Here is a 17,571-nt window from a genome sequence, read left to right as displayed (position 1 = left end):
TTTTTTTGAGGGTCCAACATTATAGTATAGGCGCTGATGTGCGTGGACTGTGTGACGTGGTTTCGTTTGTAACTCACTGAAGCGAGAAATTGCGACCTAAAGTCTATGTCTAGGTGCAAGATTGGCTTTTTTATGGGCCGATTCTACTACGCAACGGCCATTTGGGTGTTTCATCAAATTTTTAGGATAAATATGAATATTTTGATTATCGGAAGTGGCGGCAGAGAGTACGCCATAGGACTTAGACTTAAAGAAGACAAAAACGTAACAAATATCTACTTTAGCCCAGGAAACGGGGCAACCCAAAAAATCGGAAAAAATATAATCACAAAAGACTTTAATGAACTTGCTAAATTTGCTAAAGATAGCAACATAAGCCTAACTATAGTAGGTCCAGAAAATGCCTTAAGTGCTGGAGTTGTTGATATTTTTAAAGAACTTGGACTTAATATTTTTGGTCCAAGCAAAGCTGCAGCTAGACTTGAAAGCAGTAAGGCTTATATGAAAGAATTTTTGGCTAAAAATAGCATTAGAACAGCAAGATTTATAAACACAAATAGCCAAGATGAAGCAGATAAATTTATTGAAACTTTAGGTCAAACAGTAGTCGTAAAAGCCGATGGCTTATGTGCTGGAAAAGGCGTGATAATCGCTACAAACCATGAAGAAGCCAAAGAGGCTGTGCGTGATATGCTAAGTGGAGATAGCTTTGGCGAAGCTGGAAAAAGAGTGGTTGTAGAAGAGTTTTTAGACGGATTTGAGTTAAGCTTTTTTGCGATTTGCGATGGAGATAGCTTCGTAAGCTTGCCAGTAGCTCAAGATCACAAAAGACTACTTGATAATGATAAAGGACCAAACACTGGTGGAATGGGAGCTTACGCGCCAAGCCCACTAGCTAGTAAAGAGCTTATAGCAAGAGTTGAAGAAGAAGTTGTAAAACCGACTTTAATAGGTATGAAAAACGAAAATGCACCATTTTGTGGAGTACTTTTTGTTGGCTTAATGGTAGTAAATGATACTCCTTACGTGCTTGAGTTTAATGTGCGTTTTGGTGATCCTGAGTGTGAGGTTTTGATGCCTTTAATAGACGGAAATTTGAGCCAAATTTTACTTGACGCTGCTACTGGAAAGCTAAACCAAATTAAGCTTAGAGATGAGTTTGCAGTCGGCGTGGTAATGTCAAGCAAAAATTACCCATATAGCTCAACTCCAAAAGCAAAAATAACAGTAGAAAATGTGCCTGTTGGCTCATATATAGATTACGCAGGGGTAAGCAGTGAAAATGGCGAAATTTACGCTGATGGCGGCAGAGTTTTAGTAGCAGTAGGAAAAGGCAAAAGCATAAAAGAGGCTCAAATTAAGGCTTATGAGCTTATAGAAAATATTAAATTTGAGGGCAGTCACTACCGCAAAGACATAGCTTATCAGGCGCTTAAATGAGCGAAAATTTGCTAGATAAGTTATATAGAGAAAATATAACTGTAGCTTCTATAAACAAGCGTATTTTGGCTTATAGTGTTGATGAAATCATAGTAAGCGTTTTGTTTCTTATAGTTTATTGGGATAGTTTGATGTCGGTTTCTGGCGATGTCGAAAAGCTTGTATTAATGGTGTCAAATTTATTTTTTCAAATCACGCTTTTGAGAGTGGTTTATCATACATTTTTTACATGGTATTATGGTGCGACACTTGGAAAAATGATGTTTAAGATAATTTGCATAGATACAGTTATGCTTAGCAAACCAACCCTTAGTGCTAGCTTTTTAAGAGCCACTATTAGGATTTTTAGCGAGTGGTGTTTTTATCTTGGATACGTATGGGCTTTAGGTAATCCGTGCAGACAAACATGGCATGATAAATTAGCAAGAACAGTGGTTTGCAATGCTTATTAAAAAATCTCTTTCACTTGTATTTTTAGCCAGCGTTGCGTTTGGTGGAAATGTCGAAAATGTAGAGTTTCTGGCTGATCAAGTAGAAAAAAATGGCGAAATTATAGATGCAAATGGCAATGTTTTGTTATATTCTCAAACATACTTAGCCACCGCAAATAAAGCAAAATATGACCAAGCAAACGAAATAGTTGAGCTATTTGGAAATGTAAATATGCTAAAAGGTCAGAGCGAAACTTCTCGCTCAAACTACGCAAAGATAAATTTAAAAACAAATGAAGTGGAGCTAGATAGCAGCTTTGCTATGGATAAAAGCAAAGAGCTATGGATACAAAGCGATGAGAGTTGTAGCAGCGATGAAAAATACGATGTAAAAAACTCAATAGTATCAAGCTGCAACGTCCAAGATCCTGACTGGCATATTAAATTTAGTAGTGGCGAGCTAAACAAACAAAGCAAATTTTTACACCTTTATAATCCAGTATTTTACGTGGGCGATGTGCCTATGTTTTATCTGCCGTATTTTGGATTTTCTACTGATAAAACAAGAAGAAGTGGGCTTTTAAAACCACAAATTGGCTACAGTGGCAATGAAGGGCTTATATACATTCAGCCAGTTTATGTAGCTGTTGATGAATGGTGGGATTTGGAGTTTGACCCGCAGATTAGGACAAACCGTGGGCTTGGAGGGTATTCTACTTTTAGATTTGCTGATTCGCCTTACTCTAATGGACTTATAAGAGCTGGATTTTTTGAAGAAAAAACCAGCTATCAAGAAAAAGAAGAGCTAAAAAACAAAAGACATCACGGATTTGAGATAGAATATGACAGAGATAGGCTTGTCAAGCACCTTATAAGTGATGATTTGAGTGAAGGATTATACCTTAGATATATAAGTTTAAATGATATAGATTATCTAAATTTAAGAGGCAAAGGCGAAGAGGATTATGACTCTTTAGTCCAATCAAAACTCAATTATTTTCTTAGTTCTAGCGAAAATTATCTTGGCGTATATGGAAAGTATTATATCGATACAGCAAAACTAAGCGATCCGTATAAAAACAAAGACACCGTCCAAGAGCTACCAACTATCCAATATCACAGCTTTTTAGACACTTTTATTGTGCCAAATTTGACATATTCATTTGATTCAAAATATCATAATTACACAAGGCAAGTAGGAGCTACAGCGTCGCAATACGAGTTTAACGTGCCAGTTGGAGTAAATTTCAACGTCCTAAATGACTTTGCAAATTTATCTATCACAGAAAACCTATACGCAACTCATATTGATTACAATGATAATAAATACGTAAGCGGGAATCACCTTTTAGATGATGATACAAATGACTATATAAACCACTACCACAATATCGCTTTAGAAACCGATCTTGCTAAAGCTTATGAAGATTTTTATCACACTATGAATATTAAGCTTGATTATATAAAACCAGGATATTCTAGTGGAATGATAGATAAAAAACTTTTAAAATACTATATGTTGCCAAATGGTGCAAATTTGCAAAACATTAGCGATAGTTTGTTCGAAGACAATTTTTTAGCTGAGTTAAGCGATGAATACACCACCGAAAACGGCGCTGCAAATTTTACTCAATATTTTTATGATGATGAGGGTAGAAAGTTTTTAAGACACAGCATCAAACAAGGATATAACTTTGATGATAAAGAGTTTAATAACTTACAAAATAGACTAAATTTATACCTTGGCAACTTTACTTTTGCAAACAAAGTAGAGTATTCTCATATCTATGATCGTTTTGCTAAAATTCAAACTGGCGTTGGCTACTCAAACTCTTTAATAAGCTCAAATATCTATCATACATATCAAGAGCAAGTCAAAGATATAAGAAAATACGATAAAGAAAGCTACTTAACATCATCTTTAAGCTTTAAATTGCCAAAAAATTATAAGCTCCTTGGTGCATTTGATTATGACGTAGAAAGAGAATATACCAAAATGTGGCGTTTAGGGCTAAATTACCAAAGAAAATGCTGGAATTACACATTTATCTACCAAGAAGATATTGAGCCAAAAAATACAAGTGCAGGACTACAGTCTAAAAAAAGTCAAGGATTTTTCTTGTATTTTAGCTTTTATCCGCTCGGAAATGTTGGCTATAACTTTTCTATAGAGCAAGATAACAATGGGGCAAATCAGTGATAAGCCCAAATGATTTGAAATTTGAAAACCAACTAGATGCCGCAGAAAAATTATTAGAAATTTTGCCAAAAAATGAGCTTATAAATGGTGATTATGTCATCATTTGCTCATCTTTGGAATCAGTTGTTTTAGCTGACAAGGTTGCTACTGGCTTAGGACTTAGCTATGAACTACTTTTTAGCGAGCAAATCACAGCTCCAAACAACCCAGAATGTGAAGTAGGAATGGTTAGCGAAACTGAAGAGATAGTGGTAAATGAGGAGCTTATAAAGGCTTTTAATATTACTTTGGATTTTATATATGGTGAAGCCCATAGAAAATACGAAGAAAAAATCTTAAAAAATGTTTATAAATATAGAAAAGGAAAGTTGCTTTGGGATTTAAAAGGTAAAAACATCTTACTCATAGATGAGGGGTGCGAGACTGGAACTACAGCACTTACAAGCATAAAAACGCTCATAAATTTGGAAGTAAAATCCATAGTTTATGCGACGCCACTTATGCCTTTAAGCTTAGTTTCATATCTAAATACATTAGTTGATAGCATTTTTTGTGTTAGAAAAATAGCAAATTTTGTCGATGTGGATTTTTATTATAAAAACAAGATAGATCAGGCTCCAGAAACCATTATGTCTATACTTGAAGAGAGTCCATATTATTTACCGTTACAAAAATAAGGAGTTTTTATGCAATGCTCGATTGAAGTCAATAATCAGGTTGAAATTTACGATATAAATAAAGTTGCAAAACAAGCTGCAGGTGCAGTTTTATTGCGTGTGAAAAATACAGTTATACTAGCTACAGTTGCTAGAGAAGACACTCAAGTCACTGAGGACTTTTTGCCTCTAACAGTGCAATATATAGAAAAACAATACGCAGCAGGCAGGATTCCTGGTGGATACATCAAAAGAGAGACCAAGCCAGGCGATTTCGAGACGCTTACAAGCCGTATAATAGATAGAAGCCTTAGACCACTTTTCCCAAAAGGTTATGCATATCCGACTCAAATCGTGGTTATGGTACTTAGCAGCGACCCTGAAGTTGATTTGCAAGTCGCAGCCCTAAATGCGGCTAGCGTTGCACTTTATCTTAGTGATATTCCAGTAAATAGAGCAGTTTGTGGCGTAAGAGTTGGCTATATAGATAATAAATTTATCATAAATCCAAGCAATAGCGAGCTTAAAAAATCAGCTCTTGACCTATATGTGGCTGGCGTGAATGACGAGCTTTTAATGATAGAGATGAGAAGTCTTCCAAACGAGCAAAACGAGATAGTTCCAGTTATCGCTATCGATCCTATGATAGATCCTAGTCTAAATGAAGGCTTTGTTGCTAGACAAAATATGAATGAATTTAGCGAAGATTTGATGGTAGATGCTATCAAATTTGCAGGAGAGGCTATCTTAAAAGGAAGCATGGCTTATGAAGAGGCATTCTCTCACCACAAAAAAGAAGATGCAAATTTAGAGTTCAAGCCAGAAATCGAAAATGAAAATATCGCTTTATACATAGATGAGTTTTACAAAGAAGATGTTAAGCTTGCCATAAATCAAATGGCAAAAAGTGAGCGTGCAAGCGAGCTAACCAAAATAGCTAAGCAAATTGCAGCTAGCGAAGTAGCCGTGCAAGAGGGTTGGGATGAAAACACTATCTCAAATATACTTGGCAAATACAAAAAGAAAATAGTAAGAACCCAAATCATAGAAGAATCAAGACGCGCAGATGGCAGAGGATTAAAAGAGGTTCGTCCAATCACCATTGAGACAAATATACTTCCAAGCGCGCATGGTAGCTGCCTCTTTACAAGAGGTCAAACTCAAGCACTTGTGGTTACTACTTTAGGCACTGACAGCGACGCTCAAATGAATGAGCTTTTAACTGAAAAAGGAGCTACAGCTGATAAATTTATGTTTAATTACAATTTTCCAGGCTTTAGCGTAGGTGAAGCAAGCCCACTAAAAGCTCCTGGTAGACGTGAGTTAGGACATGGAAATTTGGCTAAAAGAGCTCTTTATCCAAGCGTAGATTTAAACAGCCCATACTCACTAAGAGTAGTAAGCGAAATCCTAGAAAGCAACGGCTCAAGCTCTATGGCGTCAGTTTGTGGCGGTTCATTGTCTCTTAGAGCAGCTGGAGTTGAGACTATTAAGCTAGTAGCTGGCGTTGCTATGGGACTTATTTTTGAGGGTGACAAACACGCAGTTTTAACAGACATTATGGGACTTGAAGATCATGATGGAGATATGGATTTCAAAGTAGCTGGAAGCATGGATGGTATCACAGCTCTTCAAATGGATATTAAGCTTGGTGGCATCAGCTTAGAAGTTCTAAAAGAAGCACTTTATCAAGCAAAAGAGGGTAGAGAGCATATCTTAAAAATCATGCAAAGAGCAAATGATGAGATTGTCATAAATGAAGAAGTACTACCTAAACTAGAGCTATTTAGCGTAGATCCTAGCAAAATAGTTGATATAATAGGACAAGCAGGAAAAACTATAAAAGAGATTATAGAAAAATTTGAAGTTAGTATCGATCTTGATAGAGAAAAAGGCGAAGTCAAGATAGCTGGCGGACAAAAAGGCAAGGTCGAAGCGGCAAAAGATTATATAATCCAAATCACTCAAAAAGAGCCAAGAGGTGGTGGATTTAAAGGTAAAAGAGACAATAGAAATGTAACTCCGTTTAATGTCGGAGATGAGTTTGAAGGTGAGGTTAAAAAAGTCGCTACATTTGGTGTATTTATATCTCTAAGAGATGGCGTGGACGGGCTTTTGCATATCTCAAAAATGAGCTCACCACTAAATGAAGGCGACAAAGTCAAAGTAAAAGTAAGTGAGCTAAAAGGTGGCAAGATATCTTTAGATTTAAATTAAAGGAGTTGTGATGGATTCAGTAAAAAAACTATTTTTCCCAATCGGCGGCGGTGCGAACTTTGAAGAGAGAATTTACGGAGCATTAGTAGTAGCAAAATATCTAAACGCTCATATTAAATTTATTGCTTCGCAAATGGATCTTGGACTAGTCTATGATATGCAAATGGTCATGAAAGGCGGCGCTGTATTTAACGCATTTAAAGATACAATGTTAGCTGAGCTCGATGATGAGAGACAAAAAAATCAAGATATATTTGAATCGCTTTGCAAAAAAGCAGATATCAAAATATCAGATAAAAATATCGCAAACGAAGCCACTGCTGAGTTTGAAACTAAACAAGGCGTAAGAAGCAAGGTGGTTGAATTTGAGTCTAAATTTTGCGATTTGCTAGTAGTGGCTTGCCCGCCAAATGGCGATATAACAGCTACATTTGAAGCTGCTGTTATGAAAAGCGGAAAAAGCTCTATCGTAATACCAAGAGCTCTTAAAGAGTTTAAAACTGATGATATACTCATAGCTTGGAGTGGCACTATAAATGTTTCTAGAGCTGTTACTCAAGCGATGTTTTTGCTAAAACAAGCAAAAAGAGTTCATGTAATATCAACAAGCAAATATCTGTCAGTAGCACCAAATGCTAAAGAAAATTTATTAGAGTATTTGGCATTTCATGGCGTGAATGCGACTTTTGAAGAGGTTGTTCCTACAAACACTCCAGGCGAGGCACTTTTGAATAATGCTGTTAAAGGAAACTTTGATATGGTTATAGCAAGTAGTTCAGGTGAAAATGGACTAAAAGAAATGTCGCTTGGTGGAACAACTAAGTATTTCTTGCAAAATACAAAAATCCCAGTATTTATGTAGCAAAAGAGCCTTTTGGCTCTTTTTAAATTTAGAAGTTGTCTTTTGTGTTTGCAGCGTGGTTATCTGTCCATTTAAGCATAGTTCCGCCAAGCAGATGAAAATGCAAATGCATAACTTCTTGTCCTCCGTTTTCACCGCAGTTTGTCACAAGTCTATATCCGCTTTTATCAACACCCAAAGTGATCGCAACTTCTTGGATAAATTTAGTCATCTCTCCCATTAAAGCAGGATCCATCTCTTGGAAGTTTGCATAGTGTTGTTTTGGGATGATGAGTATATGCACAGGTGCTTTTGGATTGATGTCGTGGAAAGCTAAAAATTTATCATTTTCAAGCACTTTATTTGAAGGAATTTCGCCAGCAACTATCTTTTCAAAAATACAATTCATGATTATCTCCAAATTTAAATTTTAAGCCTAATTATATCCAATTATTTGTTAAATTTAGGATATTTTTAATCATTTTTAGGGTACAATTAGCCAAATTTTAGACAAGGTAGTTAATTTGCAAGAGATTATAGAAAAAATAGAAAATGCCAAAAATCTTGACGAAATTGAAAAAATCAGAGTTGAGCTTTTTGGAAAAAAAGGTGTAATAACAGCTGGATTTGCCAGACTTAAAGATATTCCAAACGAAGAAAAAAAAGCTTTTGCTGAGAATTTAAACATACAAAGAGATACTTTCAATGCTAGGATTTTAGAGAAAAAAGAGATTTTAGAAAAAGAGTTTATAAAATCAAAAATGAAATCAGATGGCGTGGATATAACTCTTTTTAATGAGCCACTTTCATCTGGTGCAATTCACCCGGTTATGGCTACTATGGATAAGATAATTGAGTATTTTGTAGCTCAAAATTTTAGTGTCGAAACTGGACCACTTATAGAAGATGACTTTCATAATTTCGAGGCTCTAAATCTGCCAAAATACCACCCAGCTCGCGATATGCAAGATACATTTTATCTAAAAGATTTTAGGCTTCTTCGCACCCACACAAGTCCAGTTCAAGTAAGAACCATGCTAAAAGAAAAACCACCTATCCGCATGATAGCTCCAGGTTCAGTTTTTAGACGTGACCTTGATCTGACCCATACACCGATGTTTCACCAAGTAGAAGGTCTTGTGGTAGAAGATGAAAGCAAAGTAAGCTTTGCAAATTTAAAATACATTTTAGAAGATTTTTTACGCTATATGTTTGGCGATGTCAAAGTACGCTTTCGCCCTAGCTTTTTCCCATTTACCGAGCCAAGCACTGAAGTAGATATAAGCTGTATTTTCTGTGGCGGCAAGGGATGCAGGGTTTGTAAGCAAACTGGCTGGTTAGAAGTCCTTGGTAGTGGCGTTGTAGATCCTAATGTATTTAAAGCTGTTGGCTATAAAAATGTTAGTGGATATGCATTTGGGCTTGGTGTTGAGAGATTTGCTATGCTGCTCCACCAAATTCCAGATTTAAGAAGCCTATTTGAGGGCGATATAAGACTTTTGGAGCAATTTAAATGATAATAAGTAAAAACTGGTTAAATGAAAGAATAGATGTATCAAATATAAGTGTAGATGAAATATGCCAAAAGTTAAATTCAATAGGTCTTGAAGTAGATAGTTTAACTAAATTTAATATACCAAAAAATATAGTTGTAGGATATGTAAAAAGCTGCGTAAATCATGAAAATAGCGATCACTTACATGTATGTGAAGTCGATGTCGGCAAAGATGAGGCATTGCAGATAGTTTGTGGAGCGCCAAACGTAGCTGCTGGACAGTTTGTGGCTTGCGCTTTGATAGGTGCAGTTATGCCAAGTGGACTTGAGATAAAAGCAGCAAAATTGCGTGGCGTGGCTAGTTCTGGTATGCTTTGTAGTGCTACTGAGCTTGGTTTGCTTAAGCTAAATGATGGAATTATGGTGCTTGATGAGAGCATAGGAAAGCTTGTGCTTGGAAAAGAGCTTAGCGAGTATGAAGTGCTTAATGATGAGCTTATAGAAGTTGAGCTTACACCAAATAGGGGAGATTGTCTAAGCATCAATGGTATCGCAAGAGATCTAAGTGCTGCATTTGACATTCCATTAAAAGAGAGAGTCCAAAGAGAAGAAGAGGAAAAACTGCTTGGAATAGGCAGGATTTTGAGCGTTCATTGTGATGAAAAGATAGATGGATCATTTCTATTTAGAGCAATAGAGCTAAAAGATGAGGTTGAAATTTGTCTAAGAACTAGTCTTAGACTAGCCTCTATAGAGTGCAATAGTTCTCACCCTATACAAAAAGCTCTTGATTATGCGACTCACACAACTGGCGTTATTTTCAGAGCTTATGACTTTGAAAAAATAGCAAAATCAAAAGACGATAAGATAAATATAGACATCAAAATAGAAAAAAACGGCTCATATGGTATTTATTGTGACGAGAAATGTCTTGGACAAGCTGGAATTTATCAAACAGACGTAGCAAAAATAGATGAAAACTCAAAAGTAATCTTGATAGAAGCAAGCTATAGCAATCCAGTAGTCGTAGCAAACGCAGCTCATGGTGATAAATCACAGCCAAAAGATGAAGCTGTTTATAGATCAAGTAGAGGAAGCGAGCCAAAACTAAGCCTTGGAATGGACGTTTTGTTTGATCTTTTTTCTATAAATAAGAGCATAACTCCTTACGCTGGCGCTAGTCAAGTTTTGTTTGATAAAGAGCAAAATATCATAAGTTTTAATTGTGCTGATCTATGCAATATGATAGGCACAGATGTCGCTCCAAATGAAGTGGTAAAAATACTCAAAAAACTTGGATTTGATATAAATATAAATAGCGAACAAGAGCAAATTTATGCTAAAGTTCCATTTTACAGACATGATATTTTAAATACTCACGATATTTGCGAAGAAATTGTAAGGATTATTGGTATAGATAATATTCCATCAAAACCGCTTAAATTTAGCGAAAAAAATAGGATAAATGATACATTTTCTAGCTATCAACATTCAAAAAATATAAGATACAAAGCAGCTTCTGTTGGGTTTTTTGAATGCGTTCATTATATATTTGATAGCGCTGAAGAGCTTCTAAGCTTGGGCTTTAAACCATGCAAAGCAGAGATTGTAAATCCTATAAATAACGAACTGGCCGCGTTAAAGCCAACTTTGATAAATCATTTATTAAACTCTTGTGAAAGAAATATCAAAAACTCAAAAAAATCAGTAAAATTATTTGAGCTTGGAGATGTTTTTAGCGAGAACGGCGAGCAATCTAGCAAATTTGGATTTTTGGCTAGCGGATTAAAAAGCGAACCAACTTTACTAAATGGCGCAAAACCATTAGATATAGACTTTTTTGAGTTTGCAAATTTAATCCAAAATATCATCGGAAAAATAGAGCTTAAAAAGAGCGATAAAGTGCCATTTTTAAGCGAATTTGAACAAGCTGAAATTTACCAAAATGGTGAGTGTATCGGATACATCGGCAGGGTTGATTTGAATGTCGAGCTTAGAAGAGATTTGCCACGAACTTATGTTTGTGAATTAGATTTCGCAAGTATGAAATTTGAAGATAAAATCGCAAAAGTTTATTCTAAATTCCCAAGTGTAAGTAGAGATTTGAGCTTAGTTATCCAAAAAGATTTTGCATATTTGAATATTAAAAATTGCATTGAAGAGCTAAAAATAGGGGCTTTAAAAGAGTTCTTGCCAGTTGATATTTACGCAGATGAAAATCTTGGTGACAAAGTAAGTTTGACTATCAAATTTACATTCCAAGACGCAAATAAAACACTAGAAGACGAAGAAGTTTCAAGCATCATAGATAATATTACATCAACCCTAGAAAAATTAGGTATAGGCTTAAGATGAGAATAGAGCCTTTAAACAAGCCTATAAACCATGAATTTAGTGAGCTTTCAAGCGATAAATCCATAAGTCATAGATGTGCTATATTTTCACTTCTTAGCGATCAAAAAAGTATTATAAAAAACTATCTTGAAGCAGAAGATACACTAAATTCATTAAAGATTATAAAGAGTTTAGGTGCAATAGTAGAAAAAAAGGGTGACACATACGAGATAACTCCACCTTCAAGTATCTCATCGCCAAACAGAGTTTTGGAGTGTGGCAACTCAGGCACTGCGATGAGAATCTTCATGGGGCTTTTAGCTGGAAATGAAGGCTTTTTTGTTTTGAGTGGTGATAGATATCTAAATGAAAGACCTATGAAAAGAGTAGGTGATCCACTTACTAAGGTCGGTGCAAAAATTGATGGTAGAGAAAATGGCAATAAAGCTCCCATAGCTATTCGCGGCTCTAAATTAAAGCATTTTGAGTATGAAAGCAAAATAGCTTCAGCTCAGGTAAAAACTGCTCTTATTTTGGCTGGACTTTGCGCGAATGGATGTAAGTTTGGCGAGCCAGAGCTTAGCAGAGATCATAGTGAAAAAATGCTTCAAGGTATGGGAGCTGGAGTTAAAACAGACGGGCTAAATTTGACAATCGAACCACTAAATGGCAAAAAGCTAAAACCACTAGAAATCACAGTGCCAAATGACCCTAGTTCATGCTTTTTTTACGCTGTAGCTGCAGCCATAATACCTGGTTCAAAGGTTAAAATCAAAAATATTTTACTAAACAAAACTAGAATTGAAGCCTTTAAAGTCTTAGAAAAAATGGGAGCCAAAATCTCATACCAAACCACTAGTAGCCAGTATGAAGAGATCGGTGATATCTGCGTCGAGCATGGCGAACTAAATGCTATAGAAGTCTCTCAAAATATCTCTTGGCTCATAGATGAAGCCCCAGCTCTTGCTATAGCTTTTGCTTGTGCTAATGGTACTAGCAGACTTATAAACGCAAAAGAGCTTAGAGTAAAAGAGTGTGACCGTATAGCTGTAACTGTAGCTGCTCTTAAAAGATGTGGCATAGAAGCAAGAGAGCTTAAAGATGGCTTTGAGATAACAGGCTCTAAATCGCCAAAAATGGCGACTATAGACAGTCATGGCGACCATAGAATTGCGATGAGCTTTGCTATTTTGGGTCTGAAATGCGGTATGGATATAGAAAAAAGCGAGTTTATAGCAACTTCATTTCCTAAATTTAGTCAGTTTTTAAAAGAATTAGGAGCTAGGGTTGAAGATTGAGCTAGCTAAGAGTTATGGATTTTGTTTTGGAGTAAAAAGAGCTATAAAAATAGCTGAAAACTCAAAAGATGCAGCCACCATAGGCGAACTTATCCACAATAGTCTAGAAATAGACAGGCTAAAAGCAAATTTCAACGTCAAAACACTAAAAGATATATCCGATCTAAAAGATGAAAAAAAAGCGATAATTAGAACTCATGGTATCACAAAAACAGATCTAGCAAATTTAAAATCAAAAAATATAGATATCATTGACGCTACTTGTCCATTTGTCACCAAGCCACAACAAATAGTTGAAAAAATGAGTAATGAAGGCTACGAAATAGTATTTTTTGGCGATATAAATCATCCAGAAGTCAAGGGTGTGATGAGCTACTCAGTGACAAATGTCCACGTGATACTTGACGAGCATGAACTAGATGGCATCAAATTACCTGCAAAAGTCGCAGTCGTATCTCAAACCACTAAAAAACTTAAAAAATACTCTCAAATAGTCGATTATTTGATGCAAAGAGTTAAAGAAGTAAGGGTTTTTAACACTATTTGCAATGCTACTTTAGAAAACCAAGAAGCAGCAAGAGAGCTTTCAAGTAGAGCAGATGTGATGATAATAATCGGTGGCAAAAACTCATCAAATACAAAACAACTTCATCTGATAGCTAAAAATTTATGCCAAGATAGCCATCTCATAGAAAGCGAAGATGAGCTTCAAAAAGAGTGGTTTGAAAATAAAAAATTATGCGGTATAAGTGCGGGAGCTAGCACGCCTGATTGGATTATACAAAAAGTCGTAGACAAACTCTCTAAATTTTAGACATAAATTTTCTGTATTAAGTTAATGTAACTCAAAGCTAAATTAAGATATTATAATGCACTTGTGGTCAAATAGTGACACTAGAAAATATATAGATAAAAGGACCAAGATGGCTGAGGTGAACAAAAATGTTCGTAATGACATTAACAGTGATATCGATTTAGAAGAAGATTTTGCTGCTATGTTTGAGGAGTCTATAAAGGCTGAAGAGAGTACAGTGTGCGATGGCGTCATCGTTAATATAAAAGATGATGAAGTATTTGTGGATGTTCGCAAAAAATCAGAAGGTGTGATGAATATATCTGAAATCACAAGCAACGATGGTAGCTTACAATACAAAATAGGTGATACAATAAAAGTAGCTGTAACTGGCTCTAGAAATGGCAGACCTATCGTTTCACATAGAAAAGCTCTTAGAAAAGAGAAAGTAAAAGCGTTCATAGACAACTACGATGAAAATGCTGAAAATATTTATGATGTTAAAATAATATCTAAGAACAAAGGTGGCTTTGTAGCAGTTAGCGATGATGGCGTTGAGTTTTTTATGCCAAAATCTCAAAGCGGTTTTAAAGAAACAAATCAAGTTATAAACAAAACTTTCAAAGTTAAAGTTCTAAAGATAGATAAAGCAGAGCAAAGCATTATTGTTTCTCGCAAAAAGCTTATTGACGAAGATAGAAGAAAACGTAAAGAAGTTATAGCAAGTATAGTTGATAATACAGATATTATCGAAGGTACAATCAAAAAAATCACTACTTATGGTATGTTTGTTGATGTTGGCGGTATAGATGGACTAGTTCACTATAGCGAAATCAGCTACAAAGGACCAGTAAACCCAAATACTCTTTATAAAGAGGGCGATAAAGTAGATGTTAAAATTATAAAATATGATAATGAGAAAAAACACCTATCACTATCTATCAAAGCAGCGACTCCAGATCCTTGGGATGAGATAAAAGATGGTCTTGAAGTAGGCGATACTATTAAAGTTATCGTTAGCAACATAGAGCCATACGGTGCATTTGTTGATCTTGGAAATGACATAGAAGGCTTCTTGCATATCAGCGAAATTTCTTGGGATAAAAATATCAAAAATCCAAAAGACTTCATCAAAGAGGGCGAAGAGCTTGATGTAGAAGTTATCGAAATAGATGCAAATGACAGAAGACTTAGAGTGAGCCTTAAAAATCTACTTCCAAAACCATTCGATGAGTTTGCTTCTAAATTTAAAGAAGGTGATATAGTAAAAGGTGTAGTTACAACTCTTACAAATTTCGGTGCTTTTGTGCGTGTTGGTGCATTAGAGGGTCTTTTACATAATGAAGATTCATCTTGGGATAGAAATGACAAATGCAAAGATACTCTAAAAAGTGGCGACGAGATAGATGTAAAAATCATTAAAATAGATGACAAAAACCAAAAAATTTCACTTAGCCAAAAAGATCTAAAAGATAGTCCAGTTAGTGAGTATTCTAAACGACATTCAGTTGGAGATATCGTAACTGGAACTATAAGAGATATAAAAGACTTTGGTATATTTGTATCTTTAGAGGGAAATGTTGATGCTCTTATAAGAAAAGAAGATGTAGGAAGCGTTGATGTTGAAACTCTAAAAGTAGGTGATACTATCGAAGCTGCTATAGCATTTATAGATGAGAAGAAAAACAGAATCCGTCTAAGTATCAGAAGACTTGCTAGACAAAAAGAACGCGAAGTATTAAACGAAATCAATGATGATGGTAAAATGACACTTGGCGACATTATAAAAGAGCAATTAGCTTAATAAAAAATGAAATTATATAGCCTCTTTTTAGTGCTAGGTTTCTTGGCCCTACTAATCTTAGGCACTGTGGTTTTTTTGTGGAGATTTGCTCAAGTCTCCACACCACAAATTTACACTACTAAAACCGATAGTAGCGTTTTGAGTTATGCCTATAAGCAGACTAATTCCTGGTTTGAAAAAGTCGCTATGTTTGCAAAAAAAGATTATGTTTTACCTACAAATTTGATGCTTATCAAAATGGATAATAACTCTGAATTTGGAGAGTCAAAAGGATCTTTTGAGATTATACTTGATAGATGCGATTTTTATTCTGTATTTTGCATAACAAGGGTTGCAAAAGAATTTGGCGTAGATGCAACAATAGTCAAAAGAGGACTTGATAGTCTTATTTATCTTAATACAGCAGATCAAAAAAGAGCGCAAAATATAGTTTTAAATTTGAAAAAATACAACATTCATTCTAAAATAAAGGAAGATTGAATTATGAAAACAGTTATAGTATGCGATGCCATACATCCAGTTGGTTTTGAGTTGTTAAATGCACAAAGTGATATCAAAGTAATCGATGCTGTAAGTACTCCAAAAGATGAACTTTTAAAAATTTTACCAGAAGCTGACGTGGCTATCACTAGAAGTTCTACTGATTGTGATGAGAAATTTATAGCAGCTTCTAAAAATTTAAAAGCATTAGTAAGAGCTGGGGTTGGTGTAGATAATGTCGATATAGAGGGTTGCTCTAAAAAAGGAATAATCGTTATGAACGTTCCTACAGCAAACACTATAGCAGCAGTTGAGATGACTATGTGTCACTTACTAAATAGTGCTAGAAAATATGTAAATTCAGTAAATGACTTGCAAATCAATAAAACTTGGAAACGCGAAAAATGGTATGGAAATGAGCTTTATGGCAAAACTTTGGGCGTTATTGGATTTGGAAATATAGGCTCAAGAGTATCTTTTAGAAGTCTTGCTTTTGGTATGAAAGTGATAGCTTATGACCCATATATCGACCCTGCAAAAGCCACTGATATGGGCGCTACTTATACTAGAAACTTTGATGATATTTTGGCTTGCGATTTTATAACAATTCACACACCAAAAAACAAAGAAACAGTCAATATGATAGGCGATGAAGAAATAGCTAAGATGAAAGATGGTGTTCGCCTGATCAACTGCGCTAGAGGTGGTTTATACAATGAAGATTCACTTCTAAAGGCACTAAAAAGTGGCAAAATAGCTTACGCTGGTATAGATGTTTTTGTAAAAGAGCCAGGCAATACACATCCTTTACTAGATCTTGAAAATGTAAGTGCTACTCCACATCTTGGTGCAAATACTTATGAATCTCAAAAAAATATCGCTATAGCAGCAGCTGAGCAAGCAATAAGTGCAGCTAGAGGGATTTGCTATCCAAATGCTCTGAATTTACCTATCAAAACAGAAGATTTACCTCCATTTGTTGCACCTTATGTTGAGCTTATATCGAAAATGGGCTACTTTGCAGCACAACTAAATAAAAGACCTATTAGAGCCATTAAAATCGAAGCTGAGGGTAGTGTCGGTGACTATGCAAAATCAATGCTAACTTTTGCAATTGTTGGAGCATTGAAAGAGACTTTGGGCGATAGTATAAACTATGTAAATGCTAAATTTAAAGCTGAAGAAAAAGGCATAGACATATCATTTAGTGTAGTTCCAGAAAGTGGATATAAAAACAAGCTTACTGTAAAAGTACTTACCGATAAAGACGTTGTGACTATCGGTGGAACTGTATTTGGCGAGACAGAGCAAAGAATAGTAAATATAAACGGCTTTAAGACTGATTTCAAACCAAAAGGCAGAATGATAGTATTTAAAAATACTGACGTTCCTGGAGTTATCAGCTCTATCAGCTCTATTTTGGCTGAAGAAAAAATCAATATCGCAGACTTCCGTTTGGGTCGTGATGATAATGGATTTGCACTAGCGGTTATTTTGGTCGATCAAGATATTAAAAAAGACATTCTAGCAAAACTAAACGCACTAGAAACTTGCGTTTGGGCAGAATACGCAGTATTATAAT

14 protein-coding genes are annotated in these 17,571 nt (G+C 35.4%); 13 read left to right on the top strand and 1 reads right to left on the bottom strand.

The annotated features are described in order from the left end of the window. The first annotated feature begins 192 nt into the window (after positions 1-192). Genes purD through CIG1485E_RS06415 form a run of 6 tightly spaced genes read left to right on the top strand, consistent with a single transcriptional unit; the run spans position 193 to position 7,806 of the window. Entirely contained in the window at positions 193-1,440 is a 1,248-nt protein-coding gene (gene purD / locus CIG1485E_RS06440; RefSeq protein WP_038454757.1) for a phosphoribosylamine--glycine ligase, read from the top strand. Beyond that, positions 1,437-1,892 carry an RDD family protein gene (locus CIG1485E_RS06435; RefSeq protein ID WP_038454755.1) on the top strand — a complete coding sequence of 152 codons (456 nt, stop codon included), beginning with the start codon at positions 1,437-1,439 and terminating at the stop codon, positions 1,890-1,892. The genes purD and CIG1485E_RS06435 overlap by 4 nt, the downstream gene beginning before the upstream one ends. Continuing rightward, the gene (locus CIG1485E_RS06430; protein ID WP_038454753.1) at positions 1,882-4,071 is read left to right on the top strand and encodes an LPS-assembly protein LptD; all 2,190 of its coding nucleotides are present in this window, start codon (positions 1,882-1,884) and stop codon (positions 4,069-4,071) included. The genes CIG1485E_RS06435 and CIG1485E_RS06430 overlap by 11 nt, the downstream gene beginning before the upstream one ends. Next, the gene (locus CIG1485E_RS06425; RefSeq protein ID WP_038454751.1) at positions 4,068-4,748 is read left to right on the top strand and encodes a phosphoribosyltransferase; all 681 of its coding nucleotides are present in this window, start codon (positions 4,068-4,070) and stop codon (positions 4,746-4,748) included. The genes CIG1485E_RS06430 and CIG1485E_RS06425 overlap by 4 nt, the downstream gene beginning before the upstream one ends. A gap of 9 nt (positions 4,749-4,757) precedes the next feature. Next, the gene (locus CIG1485E_RS06420; RefSeq protein ID WP_038454749.1) at positions 4,758-6,944 is read left to right on the top strand and encodes a polyribonucleotide nucleotidyltransferase; all 2,187 of its coding nucleotides are present in this window, start codon (positions 4,758-4,760) and stop codon (positions 6,942-6,944) included. A 10-nt stretch (positions 6,945-6,954) separates the two neighbouring features. Beyond that, the gene (locus tag CIG1485E_RS06415) at positions 6,955-7,806 is read left to right on the top strand and encodes a universal stress protein (protein ID WP_038454747.1); all 852 of its coding nucleotides are present in this window, start codon (positions 6,955-6,957) and stop codon (positions 7,804-7,806) included. 28 nt (positions 7,807-7,834) lie between these two features. Here the strand turns inward: CIG1485E_RS06415 and CIG1485E_RS06410 are convergent, their stop codons facing one another. Then, entirely contained in the window at positions 7,835-8,194 is a 360-nt protein-coding gene (locus tag CIG1485E_RS06410; protein WP_038454745.1) for a histidine triad nucleotide-binding protein, read from the bottom strand. Between the two features lie 115 nt (positions 8,195-8,309). On the opposite strand from CIG1485E_RS06410, the gene pheS reads away from it, so the two are divergent. From pheS to serA, 7 genes are all read left to right on the top strand, one after another. After that, a complete protein-coding gene (pheS, locus tag CIG1485E_RS06405; RefSeq protein WP_038454743.1) occupies positions 8,310-9,302 on the top strand; it encodes a phenylalanine--tRNA ligase subunit alpha in 993 nt (330 codons plus the stop codon). Next, positions 9,299-11,635 carry a phenylalanine--tRNA ligase subunit beta gene (gene pheT / locus CIG1485E_RS06400; protein ID WP_038454740.1) on the top strand — a complete coding sequence of 779 codons (2,337 nt, stop codon included), beginning with the start codon at positions 9,299-9,301 and terminating at the stop codon, positions 11,633-11,635. The genes pheS and pheT overlap by 4 nt, the downstream gene beginning before the upstream one ends. Further along, complete coding sequence (gene aroA / locus CIG1485E_RS06395; RefSeq protein WP_038454738.1) at positions 11,632-12,912, top strand: 3-phosphoshikimate 1-carboxyvinyltransferase; 1,281 nt, start codon at positions 11,632-11,634, stop codon at positions 12,910-12,912. The genes pheT and aroA overlap by 4 nt, the downstream gene beginning before the upstream one ends. Further along, entirely contained in the window at positions 12,902-13,726 is an 825-nt protein-coding gene (locus CIG1485E_RS06390; RefSeq protein WP_038454736.1) for a 4-hydroxy-3-methylbut-2-enyl diphosphate reductase, read from the top strand. The genes aroA and CIG1485E_RS06390 overlap by 11 nt, the downstream gene beginning before the upstream one ends. Positions 13,727-13,835: 109 nt before the next feature. Beyond that, positions 13,836-15,509 (top strand): 30S ribosomal protein S1, encoded by a 1,674-nt coding sequence (locus CIG1485E_RS06385; protein ID WP_038454734.1) that lies wholly within the window; start codon positions 13,836-13,838, stop codon positions 15,507-15,509. Positions 15,510-15,551: 42 nt separating this feature from the next. After that, positions 15,552-15,989 (top strand): hypothetical protein, encoded by a 438-nt coding sequence (locus CIG1485E_RS06380; RefSeq protein WP_235183842.1) that lies wholly within the window; start codon positions 15,552-15,554, stop codon positions 15,987-15,989. A 3-nt stretch (positions 15,990-15,992) separates the two neighbouring features. Beyond that, a complete protein-coding gene (gene serA / locus CIG1485E_RS06375; RefSeq protein ID WP_038454730.1) occupies positions 15,993-17,570 on the top strand; it encodes a phosphoglycerate dehydrogenase in 1,578 nt (525 codons plus the stop codon). Position 17,571 lies beyond the last annotated feature (1 nt).

This window comes from Campylobacter iguaniorum, assembly GCF_000736415.1.
Taxonomy (GTDB): Bacteria; Campylobacterota; Campylobacteria; order Campylobacterales; family Campylobacteraceae; genus Campylobacter; species Campylobacter iguaniorum.
Note: the sequence above shows the minus strand (reverse complement) of the source record. Positions and strands in the feature narration are given on the sequence as shown.

What these genes read in the sequence shown, in the direction of transcription:
- purD (WP_038454757.1), top strand. Translation starts at nt 193, where the DNA reads ATGAATATTTTGATTATCGGAAGTGGCGGCAGAGAGTACGCCATAGGA.
- CIG1485E_RS06435 (WP_038454755.1), top strand. Translation starts at nt 1,437, where the DNA reads ATGAGCGAAAATTTGCTAGATAAGTTATATAGAGAAAATATAACTGTA.
- CIG1485E_RS06430 (WP_038454753.1), top strand. Translation starts at nt 1,882, where the DNA reads ATGCTTATTAAAAAATCTCTTTCACTTGTATTTTTAGCCAGCGTTGCG.
- CIG1485E_RS06420 (WP_038454749.1), top strand. Translation starts at nt 4,758, where the DNA reads ATGCAATGCTCGATTGAAGTCAATAATCAGGTTGAAATTTACGATATA.
- CIG1485E_RS06415 (WP_038454747.1), top strand. Translation starts at nt 6,955, where the DNA reads ATGGATTCAGTAAAAAAACTATTTTTCCCAATCGGCGGCGGTGCGAAC.
- CIG1485E_RS06410 (WP_038454745.1), bottom strand. Translation starts at nt 8,194, where the DNA reads ATGAATTGTATTTTTGAAAAGATAGTTGCTGGCGAAATTCCTTCAAAT.
- pheT (WP_038454740.1), top strand. Translation starts at nt 9,299, where the DNA reads ATGATAATAAGTAAAAACTGGTTAAATGAAAGAATAGATGTATCAAAT.
- aroA (WP_038454738.1), top strand. Translation starts at nt 11,632, where the DNA reads ATGAGAATAGAGCCTTTAAACAAGCCTATAAACCATGAATTTAGTGAG.
- CIG1485E_RS06385 (WP_038454734.1), top strand. Translation starts at nt 13,836, where the DNA reads ATGGCTGAGGTGAACAAAAATGTTCGTAATGACATTAACAGTGATATC.
- serA (WP_038454730.1), top strand. Translation starts at nt 15,993, where the DNA reads ATGAAAACAGTTATAGTATGCGATGCCATACATCCAGTTGGTTTTGAG.